This is a genomic window from Nostoc sp. (assembly GCF_036917235.1).
GTDB lineage: Bacteria > Cyanobacteriota > Cyanobacteriia > Cyanobacteriales > Nostocaceae > Nostoc.
Genome location: NZ_JBALDU010000067.1, coordinates 81,512 through 100,883, shown reverse-complemented (window position 1 = coordinate 100,883; position 19,372 = coordinate 81,512). Strand labels below are relative to the sequence as shown.

Annotated in this window: 18 protein-coding genes and 1 pseudogene; 2 read left to right on the top strand and 17 right to left on the bottom strand. The window is 40.6% G+C overall.

Features of this window, described 5'->3' with window-relative positions; translation table 11 throughout:
- Positions 1-112: 112 nt before the first annotated feature.
- The 8 genes from cas5d to V7K44_RS19785 all read right to left on the bottom strand — a co-directional run bounded on the left by cas5d (position 113) and on the right by V7K44_RS19785 (position 9,863).
- Complete coding sequence (cas5d, locus tag V7K44_RS19820) at positions 113-820, bottom strand: type I-D CRISPR-associated protein Cas5/Csc1 (RefSeq protein WP_334933604.1); 708 nt, start codon at positions 818-820, stop codon at positions 113-115.
- Positions 820-1,836, bottom strand: a complete 1,017-nt coding sequence (cas7d, locus tag V7K44_RS19815) for a type I-D CRISPR-associated protein Cas7/Csc2 (RefSeq protein WP_334933603.1) — start codon at positions 1,834-1,836, stop codon at positions 820-822. The genes cas5d and cas7d overlap by 1 nt, the downstream gene beginning before the upstream one ends.
- A gap of 50 nt (positions 1,837-1,886) precedes the next feature.
- Entirely contained in the window at positions 1,887-5,177 is a 3,291-nt protein-coding gene (gene cas10d / locus V7K44_RS19810; protein ID WP_334933602.1) for a type I-D CRISPR-associated protein Cas10d/Csc3, read from the bottom strand.
- A 16-nt stretch (positions 5,178-5,193) separates the two neighbouring features.
- A complete protein-coding gene (locus V7K44_RS19805; RefSeq protein ID WP_334933601.1) occupies positions 5,194-6,213 on the bottom strand; it encodes a PDDEXK nuclease domain-containing protein in 1,020 nt (339 codons plus the stop codon).
- 187 nt (positions 6,214-6,400) lie between these two features.
- Positions 6,401-6,592, bottom strand: a complete 192-nt coding sequence (locus tag V7K44_RS19800) for a hypothetical protein (RefSeq protein ID WP_334933600.1) — start codon at positions 6,590-6,592, stop codon at positions 6,401-6,403.
- Between the two features lie 453 nt (positions 6,593-7,045).
- Positions 7,046-9,223, bottom strand: a complete 2,178-nt coding sequence (gene cas3 / locus V7K44_RS19795) for a type I-D CRISPR-associated helicase Cas3' (protein ID WP_334933599.1) — start codon at positions 9,221-9,223, stop codon at positions 7,046-7,048.
- Positions 9,220-9,606, bottom strand: a complete 387-nt coding sequence (locus tag V7K44_RS19790; protein ID WP_334933598.1) for a DUF5615 family PIN-like protein — start codon at positions 9,604-9,606, stop codon at positions 9,220-9,222. Before V7K44_RS19790 ends, cas3 begins: the two co-directional genes overlap by 4 nt.
- Entirely contained in the window at positions 9,603-9,863 is a 261-nt protein-coding gene (locus tag V7K44_RS19785; RefSeq protein WP_334933597.1) for a DUF433 domain-containing protein, read from the bottom strand. The genes V7K44_RS19790 and V7K44_RS19785 overlap by 4 nt, the downstream gene beginning before the upstream one ends.
- 169 nt (positions 9,864-10,032) lie before the next feature.
- Here V7K44_RS19785 and V7K44_RS19780 point away from each other — a divergent pair, with 169 nt between their 5' ends.
- Positions 10,033-10,899, top strand: coding sequence for a WYL domain-containing protein (locus tag V7K44_RS19780; RefSeq protein ID WP_334933596.1), 867 nt, complete (start codon positions 10,033-10,035; stop codon positions 10,897-10,899).
- Between the two features lie 134 nt (positions 10,900-11,033).
- On the opposite strand, the gene V7K44_RS19775 is transcribed toward V7K44_RS19780, so the two are convergent.
- The 6 genes and pseudogenes from V7K44_RS19775 to V7K44_RS33245 all read right to left on the bottom strand — a co-directional run.
- Entirely contained in the window at positions 11,034-11,672 is a 639-nt protein-coding gene (locus tag V7K44_RS19775) for a histidine phosphatase family protein (protein WP_334933595.1), read from the bottom strand.
- A gap of 128 nt (positions 11,673-11,800) precedes the next feature.
- On the bottom strand, positions 11,801-12,685 hold the full coding sequence (locus V7K44_RS19770) for a fructosamine kinase family protein (protein ID WP_334933633.1): 885 nt from the start codon (positions 12,683-12,685) through the stop codon (positions 11,801-11,803).
- 210 nt (positions 12,686-12,895) lie between these two features.
- Positions 12,896-14,212, bottom strand: a complete 1,317-nt coding sequence (locus V7K44_RS19765) for a M16 family metallopeptidase (RefSeq protein WP_334933594.1) — start codon at positions 14,210-14,212, stop codon at positions 12,896-12,898.
- Between the two features lie 50 nt (positions 14,213-14,262).
- A complete protein-coding gene (locus tag V7K44_RS19760) occupies positions 14,263-14,544 on the bottom strand; it encodes a hypothetical protein (RefSeq protein WP_334933593.1) in 282 nt (93 codons plus the stop codon).
- 71 nt (positions 14,545-14,615) lie between these two features.
- Positions 14,616-14,825, bottom strand: a complete 210-nt coding sequence (locus V7K44_RS19755; RefSeq protein WP_334933592.1) for a hypothetical protein — start codon at positions 14,823-14,825, stop codon at positions 14,616-14,618.
- A 25-nt stretch (positions 14,826-14,850) separates the two neighbouring features.
- Positions 14,851-15,060: pseudogene (locus V7K44_RS33245) on the bottom strand (DUF3011 domain-containing protein); the annotation flags it as partial.
- A gap of 219 nt (positions 15,061-15,279) precedes the next feature.
- On the opposite strand from V7K44_RS33245, the gene V7K44_RS19750 reads away from it, so the two are divergent.
- Positions 15,280-15,918, top strand: a complete 639-nt coding sequence (locus tag V7K44_RS19750; protein ID WP_334933591.1) for a DUF4241 domain-containing protein — start codon at positions 15,280-15,282, stop codon at positions 15,916-15,918.
- Positions 15,919-16,100: 182 nt separating this feature from the next.
- Here V7K44_RS19750 and aspS read toward each other — a convergent pair whose 3' ends face one another.
- The 3 genes from aspS to V7K44_RS19735 all read right to left on the bottom strand — a co-directional run bounded on the left by aspS (position 16,101) and on the right by V7K44_RS19735 (position 19,253).
- A complete protein-coding gene (gene aspS / locus V7K44_RS19745; RefSeq protein WP_334933590.1) occupies positions 16,101-17,888 on the bottom strand; it encodes an aspartate--tRNA ligase in 1,788 nt (595 codons plus the stop codon).
- Between the two features lie 295 nt (positions 17,889-18,183).
- The gene (locus tag V7K44_RS19740; RefSeq protein ID WP_334933589.1) at positions 18,184-18,837 is read right to left on the bottom strand and encodes a hypothetical protein; all 654 of its coding nucleotides are present in this window, start codon (positions 18,835-18,837) and stop codon (positions 18,184-18,186) included.
- Between the two features lie 146 nt (positions 18,838-18,983).
- Positions 18,984-19,253 (bottom strand): hypothetical protein, encoded by a 270-nt coding sequence (locus V7K44_RS19735; RefSeq protein ID WP_334933588.1) that lies wholly within the window; start codon positions 19,251-19,253, stop codon positions 18,984-18,986.
- Positions 19,254-19,372 lie beyond the last annotated feature (119 nt).

The following is a 19,372-nucleotide window of genomic DNA, read 5'->3' as shown; positions in this document are numbered from 1 at the left end:
TGGATCTGGGGAGCGTACAGAACTAACAGGGGCTAAGAATTGTAACGTAATTTGTGACTGGACGCTAGAACCTGCGAAAAATAAAAAACGTGGTAAAGGTTTTAGGAAGTGATTAATTCCGAAAACGATATTCTATCCGAACTGGAATTTTTAAGTTTTGAATGCCATCAAATTGATAGTATTGACCTCGCATTTGGACATTCTGAATTAAGCTTACTGGAGGCATATTCACAACATCATAGCTAATCACTTGATTAGTGAACATTACATCTAATGGATTTAATGGATGTGTACAAGTGAATATACCTTCAGTAATTTTAGGTTTCGGTAATGGTTCAACCGTTACTTCGGCCTTGCTCATCCATTTACCTAAGCGAATCCACTTTGGTAGTTTGAGTTCTTTTGGCGAAATAACAAAAAACTCAAATTTGCTTTCTGCTGCTATTTCTTTCGCTCTCCCAAAACTGGGGATATTTTTCTGTGTTTTCTCCATTTCAACATGGTAGTTGTTGTTAGCATACTTCCAGGTATTGAGGATGGACGAATGATTGAGCGATCGCGCTGGAGTTACGTAAATTTGCTGTTGATTAAGTGGCGTTAAATGCTCCTCATATTTTGGCACTTGTTCAGGGCAAAAATAGCGATAAGAATGTTCTTCAGCAACGGTAGTAGAGTAAATTTGGCTATCAACTAAACCCAGTGCATAACAGAGAGCGTAATTATGAATTAGGGCTTCTGTTTCATACAATCGCCCGATTTCACGAGTTGCGAAATAAAGGCTGTCGTGCAACTCTAATTGACAGCGATAAATAAACACCATTAATCTTTCCCCGCTTTAGCAGTAGTTTTTTTCTTGCTGATATGCTTCTTGGCATAATCTTTAGCTTCTGCATCAGCTTTTTGTAAAATTGCCTGAATTCCTTTCTCACTTCCTGTTAAAGTTTTGACTTCATTAATTAGGGATACAAAAGCATCACCAATGAAATCTGTGTGAACAATAAACTCCTCAGCCATTAACGCCTCGATAGCATTTTTTGCAGCAGTGATTACATCATCTTCATCTAGTGGATCGGGAGCATTTAAAGTATTATTAGATTTCATTTGGTCATATATTGCCTGAGTCCAACGCAGATTACTAGTGATTTCTCCATCCGCAAATACAACACCAATTAACTCATTTCTGACTCGACCTGTACGGGTTGTTTGCGCTCCATAGTGACGAGTTCGCAGAATATTATTAAAAACGTAAAGGAAGCTAGCTTCAGTGGGGTCTTTCAAGGTGACAATACTAGGGAAGAAAACTTGCGGTTTAATATGGTCTTGCTGATTAATTCGGCTGGTAACTTCACCAGGTTTAGAACCATTTTCCCCCTTAGAAGCCATCGTGCCATTTTCATAGGGAGCGTTGAGGGTGAATGTTTCGTGTGATTCATCAAAAGCTGTAATTGAAAATGCCGTGTCTACCACAACTTTCGATTTTTCAGAACCAGAGTCACCAATAGCAAATCCGTAAATGATGCAATCAGGATTATCCATTGCAAAATTTACGTTATATTCGCATTCTTCAGCCGTCATTAATCCATAGTTACGCAGTAATTCTCGACCAACTAAACGCTCTGGTGTAGACTGTTTGCGCTTGAACATTGACAAACGGCTAATTGTGGTTTTGTCTTTAACTCCAGCCCTTACCCGTGCTTTATTCAGTTCTGCATCTGTCTGGAATAATGGATAAGATTCGGTAATACGGATGGTCAAAAAATGAGCATATTTCCCCATTGGTTTGTAAGGAATTTCAGCTTGAAAGAATTTAGGTTCAACAGTTTTTAAAATTGCCATAATTTTCTCCAAAAAATTGTTTACTAGTTGTTTCCTTCTAGAGGAAGAATTTATTCCGGTTCATTAACATCATCTATTGCAGGAATATTTTCATTTTTTCCTGCATTTTCTTTGTCATCTTCAAGACGATAAAGAAATTCACAGGTATCACGAATTAAGTTGAGTTGACGACCAGCTAAACGAGCGCGATCGCCTGCAAAAGAGTTATCAAATACCTCCACTACAAAATACTTGGCAAAATCTAGAACAGCTTGCCGTTCTTCCTCACGTTTGCTCATGATCCAGCGTCCTTCAGCAGTAGAAGAATGAACGCGATCCATGAGTTTAAAAACTTCTGCTGCAACAGCTACAACTAATGTTTCTCCCTGAAACACACTTGACTCAGCTTTTAGTATAGTTTCAGCCGCAATATCTACTGGTTTTAACACAGCATTAGACTTAGGATTATAACGCTTATTAGCTCGGTAAAATCTGCGGTATAAATCTGTTAATTTCTTAGGGTGATTTAAACTTGATGCTTCTCCCACAATTAATTGCTCCATATTCGTGTCATATTTCACATAAGAGTCAAAACAAGGATAAAAATGATAGGCATAAAGCCGAATTTTTTCAATCCGGGCTGTTTCCACTCCCTGGTTACGTACCCAGCGATTGAGGTAAGAAAAAACGTACAGGGGACTGGTTTCAAAATCTTTAGCCAGTTCTGTGAATCTTCCCCAATTGGCATCGTAACCAGACTTACCTTGCCTAGCATTCACATCTAAATGAATGGCATAAGCGGCGGTAAGCACATTTAAAGGTGCTGGGTATTGGATGCCGTTTTCATTCCAACCTTCGAGAATGTAGTCAAGACGGAAGCGATCGCGCCTTACTAAAGCCCGAAAAGCATGAGGCGCACTATCAAGGAAAACGCTTTCCTCAAATTCAGCCCCATCATTAAAAGGTGGAATTGGCGACTCTGAAACCACAGTTTTAACATCTAAAATCATCGGGAAAGCAAACGCTAACCAAGTTGGCATTACCCAAGATTCTGTATCGGTGCTGTCTCTTCCTGGCGGCAGCGCCATGAAGTAAAATGTTAAAGGCTGGTCTTCAGGATAGAAAAGCTTAAAGGTGCGGTCTTTGTCACGCTGGAGGTTTTCATCAATTAAAAAACTATCTACACTTTGGTAGCGATCGCGCCCCAAATCCGCCTGTAAATCTTTACTGATAAAATGATTGCGAACACTCGTATCAAAGCGAGTTTGAGCAATACCATTGTATGCTTTCTGCAAAAACTTATTAGTCTCTGGAGTAAAGTAATAAGTAGGATAAAAGTAGAGATAACGATATTTACCATCTTCAAACCGTTTACCTACAGCTTGAGTTTGATTCATCAAAATTTGCCTCAGCATCATCTCCACACCTGCAATACTAGAGATATTGCGTTTGGCGTTAGAACCTCCTAACATTTGCTTGTTTGTATAAACTTGTGGCGTAAATAAAACTGCTGATTCCATTTGCTCAGTAACCGTATAAGCAGAATGAGAAATTGAGCAGATTAATTGTTTCCCTCGCCCTGCTTTTTTTGCAGCATTGTAATTACCTAACTCATTTAGAAATGTTTCAACTTGAGTTTTAACAGATGACACTTGATTAGTGCCTGGTAACATCACAACTCGTTTTACCCAAAGCCTTAAATCATCCCAACCATCAGGTAATTGATATTGAGAAATTATTGGAGAAATTAAGGTAGTCAAGTAGTCAATAACTTTCTGACAACTTTCGCGTACATCTTCAATTCCTGGATGATGTTCTAAATATTTAGCCGCTAGATAATACCATTCATAAGGTACTCCTCCGGTATTCCCCTTTAACTTATTTTCTTTCAGACTTTCATTAATGCGTTGAATTTCTCTAATCTGGGGTAAAAATTCTGTTAAATTCCAAAATTCTGCAACTTTGTGAGTTAAATCAAAATCGGGAACTGCTGGCAGCTTTTTATCTTTCTTACGAGCCGAATCAACGCGATTAACTGTCTCTTCCCAAATCTTCCGACTAACTAAATCACCAAATTCTGCTATCTGGTCAATACGGATATCATCTTCAAATGTGAAGTCATAATCAGCAGATAAAACATTTTGCTGCTGAAATTTATTTAGATTTTCGCTGCGACTTTTAGCGACAGAGCCTTTGTTAAGGTTTAAGATGCGTAATGTAGCATCTAAGGCTACTTTCATCAAGCCTATGTCATCAAAAAACAAGTTGTAATAGTCGGCATATTTCATGCCTTTGCCATCTCTACCAAATCCTGTTTGTCTGAGGCGTAATTGTCCAGCACAAAGCGATTTAATACTGTTAACTACACGGTCTGGTAAATCTTCCGACGAGATAGCTGGAGCATTGCGCGAAGCCAAGTAAATCACACCTGTTGGTAGATATAACAAAGGTTCATAGTAAATATCTTCATCAGTATTCAGACTGATATGAGCTTGAATTAAAGCATTATTCACCACATTAGTTAAAACACCACGATTCTCAGCAATGCTGTGATAGGTAAATTTCAACTGTCCATCACTGAGGCTGTGGATGATTTCTTTGAGTCTAGGATGTTCTGCATCCTGGGGATGTTTAACAATTGAGGCGAGAGAATCAGCCAAACAAGTTAAATCAGATAAACTGCGAAGGGTACGGTCTTTCAGAAGAGGATTCAACCCGAATTCAGAAAAATTCCAGTTAGTATCCCAACGGCGTTGAGCATTATAAGCCATGCATAATAAATCATCTATATATTCTCGATAAGCTTCAGGATTTTCTGAATTTATAAAGTTATCTAGTCCTAACTGGTGAACTTTTTTATCAATAATTTCACGATGTTCTGTTAATGCTAGCTTGCGGCAGTTTTCAGGTATATCAGGAAACTTTTCAAAATCATGTAAAATAAATCCAGCAATTACTAATCTACGCTCTCGCTCTTTCACCACTCGCTGCACTGTGGTATTGAGTTTTTCTAAACGTTTCTCAATTAAATTAGCTGGAAATAAACCATTGAGTAAGTGAGTATTCAGTGATTGGTCAGCAGCGTTATCTCGTCTGACTTTAGTTTTTCCTTCAGCTTCTCGCTGTTGGTCAATTTCATCAAAAAACTTACCGCCTTTCGCTGTTACACCAATGGCTATTCTCAAGAGATTTGGTAAGACATACTCGGCAAAATCTGCCATTACCTTATCATCTGGATTTTGAGATTGAATCGCTTCTCGTAATAGCTTGAGTGTTAATAATTCGCCTTCAGTTTCAATAGTGCGGTCTGAAGAATCACCATCAAAACCAAAATCACCTGATAACCAATCATCATTAGACATTTTTAAACTCCATTTTTTACTCTACGCCTTCTAGCAACTTGGCAACTTGCTCTGGAGCCGGAAGTTGATTTTTTAATTCTTGAGGCAACGTAGAAAACAGTTTATAAGTTGCGATACCAATTGGTTTATTCGATTCTCTCAGTGCATACTCAACAATAGTTTTATCCTTGGATTTGCAAAGAATAATTCCGATTGAGAGATTTTCGTCTGGGAATCGAGATAAATCATCTAAAGCCGCCAGATAAAATTGCATTTTTCCCACATACTCAGGTAGGAACTCTCCAGTTTTTAACTCAATCGCAACTAGACATTTTAATTGGCGGTGATACAGCAACAGGTCAATAAAAAATTCTTTATCGCCAACTTCTAAGCGATACTGACTGCCAACAAAAGTAAACCGCCCACCCATTTCTTGCAAGAATGGTTCAACTCTTGCCAAAATCGCCTGTTCTAGCTGTCGTTCACTGTGTTCATCTGCTAGTTCTAAGAAATCAAAAGTATATTCATCTTTGACAGCTAGTTTTAATTGGTTACGGATCTCTGCTGGAACAGTTTTATCAAAGTTAGTCTGATTCAACAGAGTCTTTTCATAGGTTTGATTTTCAATTTGGTGAATCAAAACATTCTTTGTCCAGCCAAATTTACGAGTCATTCTGATATAGAATTCCCGTTCTAGGTCATCTTTGCACTTCTCTAAAATGACTATATTGTGAGTCCATCCAATTTCTGCCACCATTGGTGGCAGAATTTCTTTAGAGTGGTAAGTCAGATAAAAATCTCGCATTCTCCAAATGTTACGGGCAGAAAATCCGCTAATTCCTGGAAACTCGCCTTGTAAGTCTTTTGCTAACTGTTCTACTACGGATTTTCCCCAACTAGCGCCCTGTTGTTGAGTAACAATTATCTGTCCAATGTCCCAGTAGAGGTTAATCATTTCCCGATTAACTGCTTTTAGTGCTTCGTACTGGGCTGAACGAATACGCTGTTTTATTTCCATTAGCAAATCTCTGTAATTGTCTGAAATGGGGTTACTCATACTAAACTCCAATTTATAGAAGCTCCTAAATTATATTTTTATTAACTTGCTTGTAATCACATATAACCTGTAAAAAAGAATCTACTGTCTATTAGGGCAGGCATTCTGCCCTAATAGATATTTATAAATTATGAAATTGAGGAGATTGGTAAACAAAGAAATTCTTATTTACAAACTCCTTAACTAACTAAGCAGCCAATTTTATAAACTCTAGAGGAGTAATACAGATTTGCTGCGGAAATAGATTAAGTTCAAGTTGCTCATACTTGCTTGATTGCTGAATCTCTTTAACCAATTCCGGTACATCCTCAGTTACAGAAGGTTGTTCTGAGGTGTAAGGTTGCAGGTCAAAGAATTCCAACTGAACATAGTTGTCCATCAGTTAGAACCTCCACTTAATTTTTAGGAATGTTTTCTCAAGAAAATGAGATTTAAAAGGTCTTTTATTACGTCAGAACCTCCATTTAGATTTTGGGCTTCTGCTTGGTTCATAAAGAAGCGAAGCATTAGTTGGACGGCTGTGATTATCAGTTCAACTACGGGAGAAGCATAGCGTCAGACGGATGCAAGCATCGGTACAACGAATCTCCTTCTCTGTCCTTGTAGGCTGACACCAACAAGTAAAGAATAGCACATGAAAGTTTTCTGACAATAAATTCAAAGACCTTATAAAATTCTTGTGAATTCTCCTATATCATTGAGGGTGGAGAGCGATAAAGTATTGAGCAAACTAGAATCCCTATCAGGGATTGAAATCTCCTTTTCTGCACTTGAAGGCTTACGCCCTCCTACTGTAAATCAGTAACCAAAATCCCTATCAGGGATTGAAACCTCAAGCAATCCATATCTCATCTCCTTTGCTTTTAAACGTGTAAGCAAGCGTATCTAGCAGCAGTGCAGAGTGACCAAATGCGATCGCATAAGGCGCAGTAGCATCATGAAAGCTATACTGATCGCTGATGCCATAAATCTGAAAATTCATCGGTAACCTTAGCCGCATCCGCACTTCAGTAAGAGGACGGCGAATCACGTAACAAACCAAACCTTCCTTTTTTAGGCGTTTGTTAATTTCTCCAACCCAATAGTTGTCAGGTTGCCAAATTTCCACACCAGTCAAAACCTGAACTTTCCAAGCGTCTGCAATTGGCTGCAAGTTCCCAGAATAGGTAAACTTCCAGTTCAGCCGTTCCTCTCGGTAAGAACGCAACTTCATAAATGCTAGACAATGAGCAAATCTACCTTTAGCAATGGGTTGTCCCATGCGTTCTGTGGTTTCTTTGAGTGTCCGTATAAACGCCGCTTCCGTCCACATTTCAATTTCTAAATTTCCCAAAATACCCGGTAAATCGTAGGTTTTAAACCTATCCGCCTCGTTTTCTTCGGTTAAGTCGTATAAACCACATTGCAAAGGACTTGAACCTCGAAAACTAGCAGCATCCTCAGCAATCGGATTTGCTGATTTACCTGAAAGCACTTGCCAATCTTTCGCCCATCCTTGAATACGTCCAGCTTGTGACTTCAGACTTGTTTCAAATACTTGTTCACAGGCTTCTTGAAATTTATCTCGGCTTTGGGCATACTGTTGTTTAATTGTGCGATCGCTCAACTGATAACATAGCCAAAATGATTGCACAGCCCCCCAACGACGATAATAACCACGAAAATCGTTGATTTGTCGATAATTCTCGGTAATTGTATTGTGAAAAGTGGGGCGATCGCAAATACTATTTACCTCTAAAGATGGAGTATCTACCTTAAATAAACGCTCTACTAAGAAGTTAGGAACTAGAGCAAAAGCTGTAAAATTATCAAACTTGATTTTCTGACCATCTTTCTCATATTCATCATGCCTTCCTAAGCGTCCTAAACGTTGAATAAAGTTACCTGCATCGGGTGATTCAAAAATTAGAAAATTGATTTTGAAATCAACCCCAACATCAATTGTGCTAGTACCAATCACCAAGTCAGCAGAAAGACTTCGCTCCTTTTCTCCTTTTCCCGATAGCCCTGTATTCTCTCCAACTTTCAATCCGTAAGGCTGTAATATTTCCCTAAAAAATTGAGTTAAGCGTTTGACTGCTGCGATTGAGTTAAGGATGATTGCGCCTTTACTTCCTGGATACTGCTGAAACTGGGCCAAAATTAACTCACTATTTTCTTTTAGCCAGGTTTCCGAAGCTTTAAAGGATGGTTCCAAAGGAATAAATTTCAACGAAATTGTCCGTGCTACCTGCCGCCATCCCTGTGCTTGTAGCTGCTGCCCTTGTTCTGGTGTATCGGGGAATTGATATTTATTTTGTTTGAGAGGATCAATTTCTTTACAACGAAATCCTGCTTTTTCTAATCGCCCAATTAAGTTTGTATCTGGTGTGGCTGAGAGAAACAGAAATTTTTTGCGGCGGTTTGTACAGCGAATTAACAACATTGTGTTAATCACACTAGCAATTTGGGGAGCAGCAAAAACGTGGAATTCATCAAAAATAAATAAGTCAAAATCTTTATCGATTCTGCCCCATAGTTTATCGGGACTATCGCCACGAATTATGTAAGCACCTCTATGCAGATAGTGAAAAATATCAGGGTTGGTTAATAATGCTTCTCTCTGGTTAGTAAGAGTTGCGATCGCAGCTCCTTTTTTCAATCCTTCATTTTCTGCATAAATCTCTAAATCAGCCCCACTCAGTCGCACTACACGCGGCTGATTCTCTGGCTGGAATTTCTCAACATATCCTTTAATCTGCGTTTCTTGATCGCGGGCGAGTTCGTTGGTTGGGTAAAGTCCGATCGCAGAAAATTCGCCCTGAAGAACCTCTAAATAAGCCGCGAGACTTTTACCATCGCCAGTCATCGCAGTGTTGAACACAACATCAATATTTGGATCGCGTAACGCTTCTAAAGTTGCGGCTTGATGCCAAGAAAGTAACCAATCTTTAGGTAATTTCACTCCGTCAGGTGTCGTGACGGTTTGCGAGTAAACAGGCTTAAGAGTAATTTTGTATGCTTCCGTCATTTGTCTTTTCCCTCTACTCCAATATCTTGATATTCTTGAATACTTTCTTGTCGAATTATCCATAATTTACGAGTTACATCTGCTGCTTCAAGTCCAGTAATTAGAGTTTCTGTAACTATACGGTAATCTTCAAAAGTAGGACGGGGTGGTAAACGAATAACTATAATTCCTGTATAGTTAGAAGGCTGATATTTAAGACGATTACCAAATCCTCTATCTATCGTTACGAAACATCTATTTTCACTGCGACAAATATCAATTAATTCCTCATCAGGAGTTGAAATTAAATCTTGTTCTCGGACAGTGGGAACATCATGCCCTGCAAGACGCAATAATTTAGCTACTCGCAGACTACCAAGATTTTCATCAAGTTTAATATTCACTTTTTTGATTCCGTTTGCAATCCTAAAGGAATTTCCACATAACTATCTCTTGTCATTTCAGCAGCGTATGCAATACAGGCCAGGATATCTTCTTGTTCCAAACCGGGATACTCTTCCAAAATTGTCTCTATTTTTTCTCCACTTGCAAGAAGGTCGAGAATTAAACTAACCCATATACGATGACCTTTAATACAAGGTTTACCAAAACAAATATTTGGATCAATGGAAATTCGGGATAGTAAATCATTCTTAGTCATTGCAGTTTCTCCAAATTTGTCGTGATTCTTCTCAATGAATCCTTTTCTCCTAATTCTATATTCGGACTTACACTTAAATAGTGTCCGTGACTGCTTGTTAAAAACTATATTGGCACGCAAAATAGAAGTTAGCAAGAGAGTATACATATAAAGTACACGGACATTTTTAATGAGTCGAAAAGGTCAATCTATTACACTGTCGATATCAGAACGTGATAAAGCCGAGCTAGAAGCGATCGCCTTAGAATTCGGTATGATGTGGGGCGATCGCCCAAATATCTCTAAACTGATAGAAGCGATCGCCCAACGTCAGTTACTCATCGGTAACAATAACGATTGGAAAGAACCACGCATTAGGGCATTACATCGCTGTATCAATGCTTTGACAGACATCGGGCAAATTGAACAAGCCCAAATCATTGCACACTTACTTCTCGAACGCAGTGAACTATCATTACCGTTGCGAGGCGAAATCGAACGTTTCCTAGAGAATTTGCCCCCGCCTTGGCGCTTAGAAATAGATCGCTACATCTTGCGCGAACAACCTTTTCAACTTTCCTATCAAGATGCAGCAGAGCGTGTATTTAATTTTACCGTTCGCCATGCCAAAGTTACACCCCACGAAAAGCGGCAATATCTTGATTGCTGGTGTGAAGAAACAGAAGGAAACTTTGATATTCCAGAACTAATTCACAACTGGAGTTTACGATTAGATCGGATTACAGATGCTGCTGTAACTTCAATTTCTGGTGAATGGCGTACTAATTTGAATGAAATAAAAGTAGAAATGCACTTATTTTCTGGCTTGGCTTTTGCCTATCAAGCTAAACCAGAAGATGATATTAATGAGTGGCTACCAGATAAACCACGAGTCCGGCGAGTTGTCAGGCGAGTATCTAGTACATTTTGGTTTATGCGCGAAGTCATGCAGTATGCGCCAGATTGTGTAGTGATATTACCAGAGAATGTGCGCGATCGCCTTAAACAAAAACTCCTCACCCTCTGCCAGTTATACGATATAGAAACCAGGAGTTAAGTCTTGACCAGGAGAGGGAAGCGGAAAAACTTTTGATTGCTGGAAGGGGAGTAAAATTCCATTCCTCTCTCCTAAGAGGAGAGAGGAATGGAAGTGAGGTCAGACTGTATTGCACCCAAACGAGAACCGCTATATTATGTTCCGGGACGAGAGCGAATACGATCGGGTATATGATGGCGATCGCCTAATATTTCTAACAAAGGGCCATTAACGTCAAATTTAACCATACTTACCGACGCGACCAAAATATTCACCCGATAGCGATAGCGTCCTAAATCAATTCCCAGTAAACTGCAAAGCATAATCCGAATCGTAGCTTTATGAGAAACTACTAAAACATTACCTTGGGGATGTTTTTCTTGAATTTCAGCAATTACAGGCATAGAACGGTTAGCAATATCTACCGCAGTTTCTCCACCTTTGGGTGCATTCCAAGCTGGCTCTGTCACCCATTTTACATAGTTTTCTGCGTAATTTTCTTGGGCAAACGATTTACTTTTAGTTTCCCATTCGCCGTAACTACCTTCTCTAAGTCCGTCACGCAACTGCATATCCATACCGATAGCATCACAAAATGGCTTGGCAGTTGCAATTGCGCGCTTCATCGGGCTAACATAAACCCCTTCCCACTTCAATTGTTGATAAACATCGGCAAAAGCGGATGCCATCTGCATCCCCTCTGTTGTCAACTCCGCATCAGTTTCACCGCAGAAATTACCACTTTGACTAAAGGTAGTTTCTCCATGTCGCAGTAAATATAAATTGAGTGTCATAGCTTGTATCGCGATTGGGATAAAGGAGTTTGTGCAAAAATAAAATACCATCAATCTCGGAATCGAGTCTGTGACACTAGGACAAAGTAATCAACCAAAAAAAGTCAATTAACCACAATCCGCATCCCTTATCGTAAAATCTGGTCAATCATCCTATTGGCTTGCGAATTGTAACTACCCCCAAATAAATTGAAGTGATTCAAAATGTGATACAGGTTATAAAGCGTTTTTCTCTGCTCATAGCCTGCATCTAACGGAAACACCTCGTTGTAACCTTTATAAAACGCTGCTGGGAACCCACCAAATAGTTCTGTCATGGCGATATCAACTTCTCTATCCGCAAAATAAGTTGCTGGATCAAATATCACTGGTTCCCCCGATGCAGTACATCCAGCATTTCCGCCCCATAAATCGCCATGTACTAAGGAAGGTTGCACCTGATGATTTGCCAATAGTTCCGGAATAGCTGCTAGTAACTTGTCTTGCTGGGGAAAATTACCTCCCCGTCGCCTTGCCAACTGAAATTGATAACCCAGGCGATGTTTAATATAAAATTCTGTCCAGTCTGCTGTCCAAGTATTGATTTGCGGCGTGGAACCAATGGTATTGTTTATTTTCCAGCCAAAACCTTGACTGCTGCTAGCTTTGTGCATCGCCGCTAACTTGCGTCCCATTTCTTGCCATCGCGGAGCGTCTCGTAGAGAAGAATTGCTGTTACCGCTACTAAGTTCCAACCATTCCAGAATGATGTAGCTAGAATTATCAGCAGTACCCCAGCAAATTGGTTTGGGGATGCGAATACTAGCTGTTGCGATCATTTGCTCTAAACCCAACGCCTCAGCTTCAAACATTGCAACTTGGGATGCTTGATTAAGTTTGACGAAGTAGGTTATCTCACCATTAGAGACAGCATAACCTTGGTTGATGCACCCGCCACCAACCGATCGCCTTTGCTGACTTTGAAATTTTTCGCCAGTCACCTGGCTAATATGGGTGTCGATTTGAGTCCACATCATGCAATTTTGGATTTTAGATTTTGGATTAGTAAGGGATCTGCGGGTTAATAGTGTCCCAACCAGGCGGGTTTCGACTACGCTCAACCCTCAACTGTCGAGAGTTGAGCGCAGCGATGCACTATCCTTCCCTGCGGGACGCTACGCGAACGACTACGCTCAGGAACCGCGCAGTCGAAGTGTCGAAACTCAGTACAAGTGCCCGATGCCCTATTCCCAATTTTTAATTTGCGGCTTGACAAAAACTACACCATAAGCACTAGGAGATAGATACTCTTTGGCTGCTTGCATCAAGTCTGTTGCATCTTGGCTCTGAATGATCGCTGGGTAGTTAAAGGCGGGTTCCAAATCTCCCACCAAAGATTGATAATAACCATACAACCCAGAGCGATCGCTTGGTGTTTCGTTGCCAAATATAAATCTGTTAGCTACTCGCTGCCCTATACGGGCAATTTCTGATTCTGTTACCAACTCTGTTTGTAGTTTGCTAATGTGTTGAGCGATCGCATCCTCTACAACTGGTAAATTTTCTACTGCACATTTGGCTGAAATATAAAATATCCCTTGTAGCTCGTTGCTCATGTTGCTCACAGAAATCGAAGAAACTAATCCCCGTTCCTCCCGTAAATCCCTCACTAGTCTTGATGTTCGTCCGTGTCCCAAAATTCCGGCTAAAACATCCAATCCATAGGTACGATCTAAGTGCGTCATTCCTGGAACCCGCCAAACCATTACTAGCCTTGCTTGTTGCAGACTTTCATCGATAAATTCTCGACGGACAATTTCTGTAAATGGTGATTCAGGATTTAGTGAGGAGTGGGCAGACACGTCATTCATCGCGTCTGTATTGGGGAGTGGGGAGTTGCGAGTGGCTTTTGTAAATCCTTCCGCAACTGTTGCAATTAACTCTTCTACGGGCAAATTGCCCACAGCTACGGCAGTAATTGACTGCGGTTGATACCAATTAGCATGAAAATCTCGCATCTGCTGGGGTTTTAGTCCGGCAATCACCGATTCTGGCCCCAATACTGCACGGCGATAGGGTAGACGATCGAAGGCTGTCTCCATCGCCCGCCGATATGTACGCCGCTGGGGATTATCCTCTGAGCGCCTAATTTCTTCTAAAACTACCAATCGCTCACGTTCAAAGGCATCATCAGGAATACTCGCATTCGATACTACATCTATTTGTAGTGGCGCAAGCTCGGCAAAATCTTTGGGGGCAGTAGTTATATAGTAATGAGTATAGTCTTGGCTAGTAGCGGCATTGGTAACAGCACCTCGTTCTTCAATTCGACGTTCAAATTCACCGCTAGCTAGCCGTTCTGTTCCTTTAAAAATCATGTGTTCTAAAAAGTGAGCCATGCCGTTAATAGCATCAGGTTCTACAGCAGAACCAACTTTTATCCATAAGTTGAGGTTTACGGCTTCAACTGGCATTTGCTCGGCAATGATTGTCAAACCATTGGGCAACTGGTGCAGCGTCGGAGCATTGAGACGAGTAAATTTCCGCAGGGTTGAGGTCATTGCTACTTGTGTGTGAGGAGCGATGTTACTTCTTTATCTTATCTGCGACTTCAAATAAGTACTGCGATCGCTTCTTCTGTCAAAGACGCTTCTCTACGAGAGGCTCCGCTAACGCGCAGCGTCTCGTTAGAGAAGAGCGCCAAGTACGCTAAAAAATAAGAAATTAAGAGATTTAGCGCAGCTTCACAAAGAAATGGTATCAGTCCCAAGAGGATGTTTGAAAAGTCATAATATATACTCAAAACATCTATCCAAAGGCTTTGAAACTCTGGATAGATGCTTACTAGACACGCTGTTGAAAGCAATGTCTGATTAACATAGATAGAAATCAATGCCCTCTTAGAGTTGATAAGGGCTTTACTTATAAAAGTTAGCAGAAGTAAGTTTCTTAATTTCTGCTTAACTATATTGATGCAATACCCAGTCTTCTATCTGTCGTTTCTATCGTTTCTATCATATCTGTCATATCTGTCATATCTGTCGTTTCTATCGTTTCTATCATATCTATCGTTTCTATCGTTTCTGTCATATCTATCGTTTCTATCATCTCTGTCGTATCTGTCGTTTCTGTCGTTTCTGCGATCGCCAACTGAAAACTCAGCTCGGCAACCATTTTTCACCCAAATACGATTTCTTCGATAGCCCCAATTTCCTCTACAACTGGTGTTAGATAATTGCCTAACAAACCTGACTCTGCCTCTTGTATTTACCGAACAAGTATTTCTTCGATTATTCTGGCTTGAACAAGTTATTGTCTCGTCAGCTGAAGCTGGGGCAGCAATACTCAAAAGTGTACCTATACTAAGACTGGCCGCGACAAAGGTTGCGGCAATTGTGGGAAGGCGCATAATCATAATAAAATGCTAGATTTTTTCTAGATTTCAGAAACAAAAACTATAGTAATTCTAGCAAATTGCATTCAGAGCCAATCAATAAATCATATTCAATGCAAAGAATATTTGCACTCCGAACTTCATCAAAGACAACAGCTTCTATCAAGCACTTAAGCATTGCAAGGGTTTGAACTATACTTGTGCTACAATATCTATTTCAAACGTTATACAAAAATGGATACTATTAATTTTTATAAAGCTTTAAGAGGTGAAAAACTATCTAGTTCAATTGGGGATATTACATTTACAACCCATTATGTTGGGGAATTAATTTTAACTTCAGGAAGATTAGTAGCTTGCGATCCACTTGCTTTTCCTGATAGTGAAGCTTTTCAAAAGTCTTTACCAATTGGTAAATATCCTGTTTTCTTAATTGTTGCTCATTATCCAAGAAATAATGACCAAAGAGTAGCTTATGCCATAATTCGTATTAGCGAAGAAACTCCCATAAATTGGAAATTAGGTAGTTGCTCTGATGAAGAACTAGCTTCGCTTACAGAAAATGACACCTTGGGTTATCCAGTTGATTCTGGAGTTGGCTGCTTTATGGATTTTGATGCAGTAGAAATTCTTGACGATTCAATATACTATGCATACAGTGCTAATCCCCAAGAAGAAAGCTTGATAGACCTGATTCAAGATGAATTAAGAAAAAATTACAGACATATATGGGATTGGGCAAATATTTGTATAGATAAATCTATCCAATTAAACATAATTGCCTTTTCGTCAGGGTATGGAGATGGTATTTACCCAACCTACTTTGGATACGACAACGAAGATAAAATTGTTAACATTGTCACTGAGTTTTGAATATTAAAATAATCAAAATTGCCGTTGGATTATACAAGTAGTACTCCAACCCAAAGAGCGCAAAGGGTTTGTTTTGCTTCCAAAACAACGGGTGATAGAGCGCACCTTGGATTGGCTTGTTTGGTATTGGCAATGAAACAAACGATATTGCTGTTTATGCCGCCTAATTGGATAAAGTCAAGTTAAGACTTTGGTTTATAAGTCGAAGCAACGTGTAATTCTTTCAACTGTTTAGCATCGACACTCGAAGGCGCATCTGTTAACAAACAACGTGCTTGTTGTGTCTTTGGAAAAGCAATGACATCCCGAATCGATTCTTCTCCAGCTAGCAACATAACCAAACGATCTAAACCGTAGGCGATGCCACCATGCGGCGGTGTACCATATTCAAATGCTTCTAAGAGAAAGCCAAATTTACTTTGTGCTTCTTCAGGAGATAAACCGATCGCTTCAAACACCTGCTGTTGAATTTCTCGCTGATAAATCCGCAGACTTCCGCCGCCAACTTCTACGCCGTTGAGTATCAAGTCGTAAGCTTGGGCGCGTGCAGTCTTTAAATCGCTCAAATCATCAGGATGTGGTGCTGTAAACGGGTGATGTAGTGCTTCTAGACGCTTTTCGTCAGCATTCCACTCGAACATCGGGAAATCTGTAATCCACAGCAAGTTGATTTTTTCTGGATCGATTAAGTCAAATTCTTTAGCGATCGCTTGTCGTAATCTATCTAAAGTTTTATTAACTGTAGCAGCATCACCAGCCCCAAACAATAGCAAATGTCCAGCTTTAGCACCTGTGCGGCGTAAAATTTCTTGTTTTTGTTCAACGCTGAGGTTGTCTTTTATCGCCCCAATGGTGTCAATTTCGCCATCATCCCTGACGCGGATATAAGCTAAACCTTTCGCACCAGCTTCGCTGGCTTCTTTAAATAAGTCGCCGCCTGGTTTAATGCGGACATTAGAAATTACATCGTTACCGTTAGGAATGGGGAGGATTTTGACGATACCACCATTAGTAACAGTATCCCGAAAGACTTTGAAACCAGAGTCTTTCACGATATCTGATATATCAACTAATTCCATACCATAGCGTGTATCTGGTTTATCACTACCGTAGCGTTCCATCCCCTCAGTATAAGTAAGACGGGGGAAAGGGCGCTGTAACTCAATGCCTTTAACTGTTTTGTAGATATGGCAAACTAAATTCTCGTTTAGTTCGATAATTTCTTCTTGGGACATGAAGCTCATTTCCATGTCCAACTGAGTGAATTCTGGTTGTCTGTCGGCGCGTAAGTCTTCGTCACGAAAGCAACGCGCAATCTGATAATATCTATCTAAGCCAGATACCATCAGCAATTGTTTAAATAGCTGGGGTGATTGCGGCAAAGCATACCACTCACCAGGATTGACGCGACTGGGTAGAACATAATCCCGCGCTCCTTCTGGGGTAGAACGGGTAAGGATTGGGGTTTCGACTTCGATAAAACCTTCCAAATCTTCTAGATAACGACGCATGGCTTTGACAATTTGATGACGCAGTTGCAAATTTTGCGCCATACGTTCGCGTCGCAAATCCAAATAACGGTATTTGAGCCGTAAGTCTTCCCGCACTGTCTCGGTGTCAGCTAGAGAAACTTGGAAAGGTAACTGTTTGCGAACAGCATTGAGTAGTTCAATTTTATCGGCGTAGATTTCTACCTCGCCTGTGGGGATGCGGGTATTCAACGATTCTTCGGGACGTTGTGTTACCCTACCAGTGATTTTGACAACATATTCATTTCGTAGGGCATTCGCATATTCGTAAGAATCTGGGGTGCGTTGCGGATCGCTGACGATTTGGACAATTCCAGAGCGATCGCGTAAATCTAAAAATATCACACCACCATGATCGCGGCGACGGTCTATCCATCCGTAAAAGGTAACAGTTTCTCCAATATGTTCTTTTCGGAGTTCGCCGCAATAGTGAGTTCGCATAAGTCTTAGTTATTGTTTCCGGGCTAGATTGGGAAGAAAATGTCAAAGCTTTCCCATTATCTAGCATCAATAGTAATTGTAGTAGTTCTGGTGAAAGAAAAAATCAAATAATCTCACACTATATATACAGCAGTTTTCATGTATTTGAACTACACCCAATACTTGTCGGGTTTTGGGGGTAAGGGACTCATGTTAAAAGGGAAAAAACCTTATATATCGAGCCTTCCACTCTTTTTTCCCTTTAACCGAGTTGTAGGGGCGCAAGGCCTTGCGCCCCTACCGCGTGGTCTATTTACTATTTTGGTTGATTAGGACGATTTTCTTGAGGAGAGGCTCCGCCATCGCCAGGAGGATGAGGTGGAACACCTAATGCGTCGATCAACTGTTGTTCAGTGACACCCAGCTTTGCCGCCGCCGCTTTCAAATCAGGTCTGGGTGGGCGCTGAGTGCGATCGCCTGGATTTGGCGGATTGGCAGGAACTCCCAATGCCGTCTTTAACTGTGCCTCTGTAACTCCTAACTTTGTCGCTGCGGCTTTAAAATCAGGTCTGGGTGGGCGTTGATTGCGATCGCCTGGATTTGGCGGATTGGCAGGGACTCCCAACGCTGCCTTTAACTGGGCTTCTGTAACTCCTAACTTGGTTGCTGCGGCTTTAAAATCAGGTCTGGGTGGGCGTTGACTGCGATCGCCTGGATTTGGCGGATTGGCAGGGACTCCTAGCGCCGCCTTTAACTGGGCTTCTGTAACTCCTAACTTTGTCGCTGCGGCTGCAAAATCAGGTCTGGGTGGACGCGGCCGTTCGTTTGATGGTTGGTTGGGCGGTTGTTGCGCTTGTGCAATTTGCTCGAATTGATTAGCAGCATTTGCTTGATTGAGTGAAAGAAAACCAAATGTGCCAACCAGAACAGGAATCGCTGTCACCACTAGTACTCTACGAATATTCATCATTAAATCTCCAAAGGTTTATATTTCTAATTAAGTCTTCTCAAAATAACAGTCTGCCCTGTTTCTAAATTACAGTTTTGTAATTTAGAAACAACAATACTCTGACGAGATCGCCGCTGAGGGCGAGGTGAAATGCAAGGGTGCATCAATTAACGGTTATTGCGTTCTAACCGGTTTTGAACTGCTTCTTGATTATGAGCTTGGGGACGTTGGGGAGAACGCTTTTTCTGATGTGGACGGGGTTTAGAATGTCTGATTTGTGGTTTTTTCTCAGATATTTCTGGTTTGTTGGGCTGTTGTGAAATCTCTGCGTTCCGATGAGATGGATTAGCGGCATTTGCCTGATTGGGTACAACAAAACCAAATGTACCAATCAAAAAAGGAATCGCTACTACGGCTAAGACTCGACGAATATTCATAAAAATCAACCTTCAAAAGCTAGGGTGTTCATATTTCTAATTGAGCCACCTCAAAATTACAGCTTTCTTATTTTCTAAATTACAGTTTTGTAATTTGAATAAAAAATAATGAATTTAGA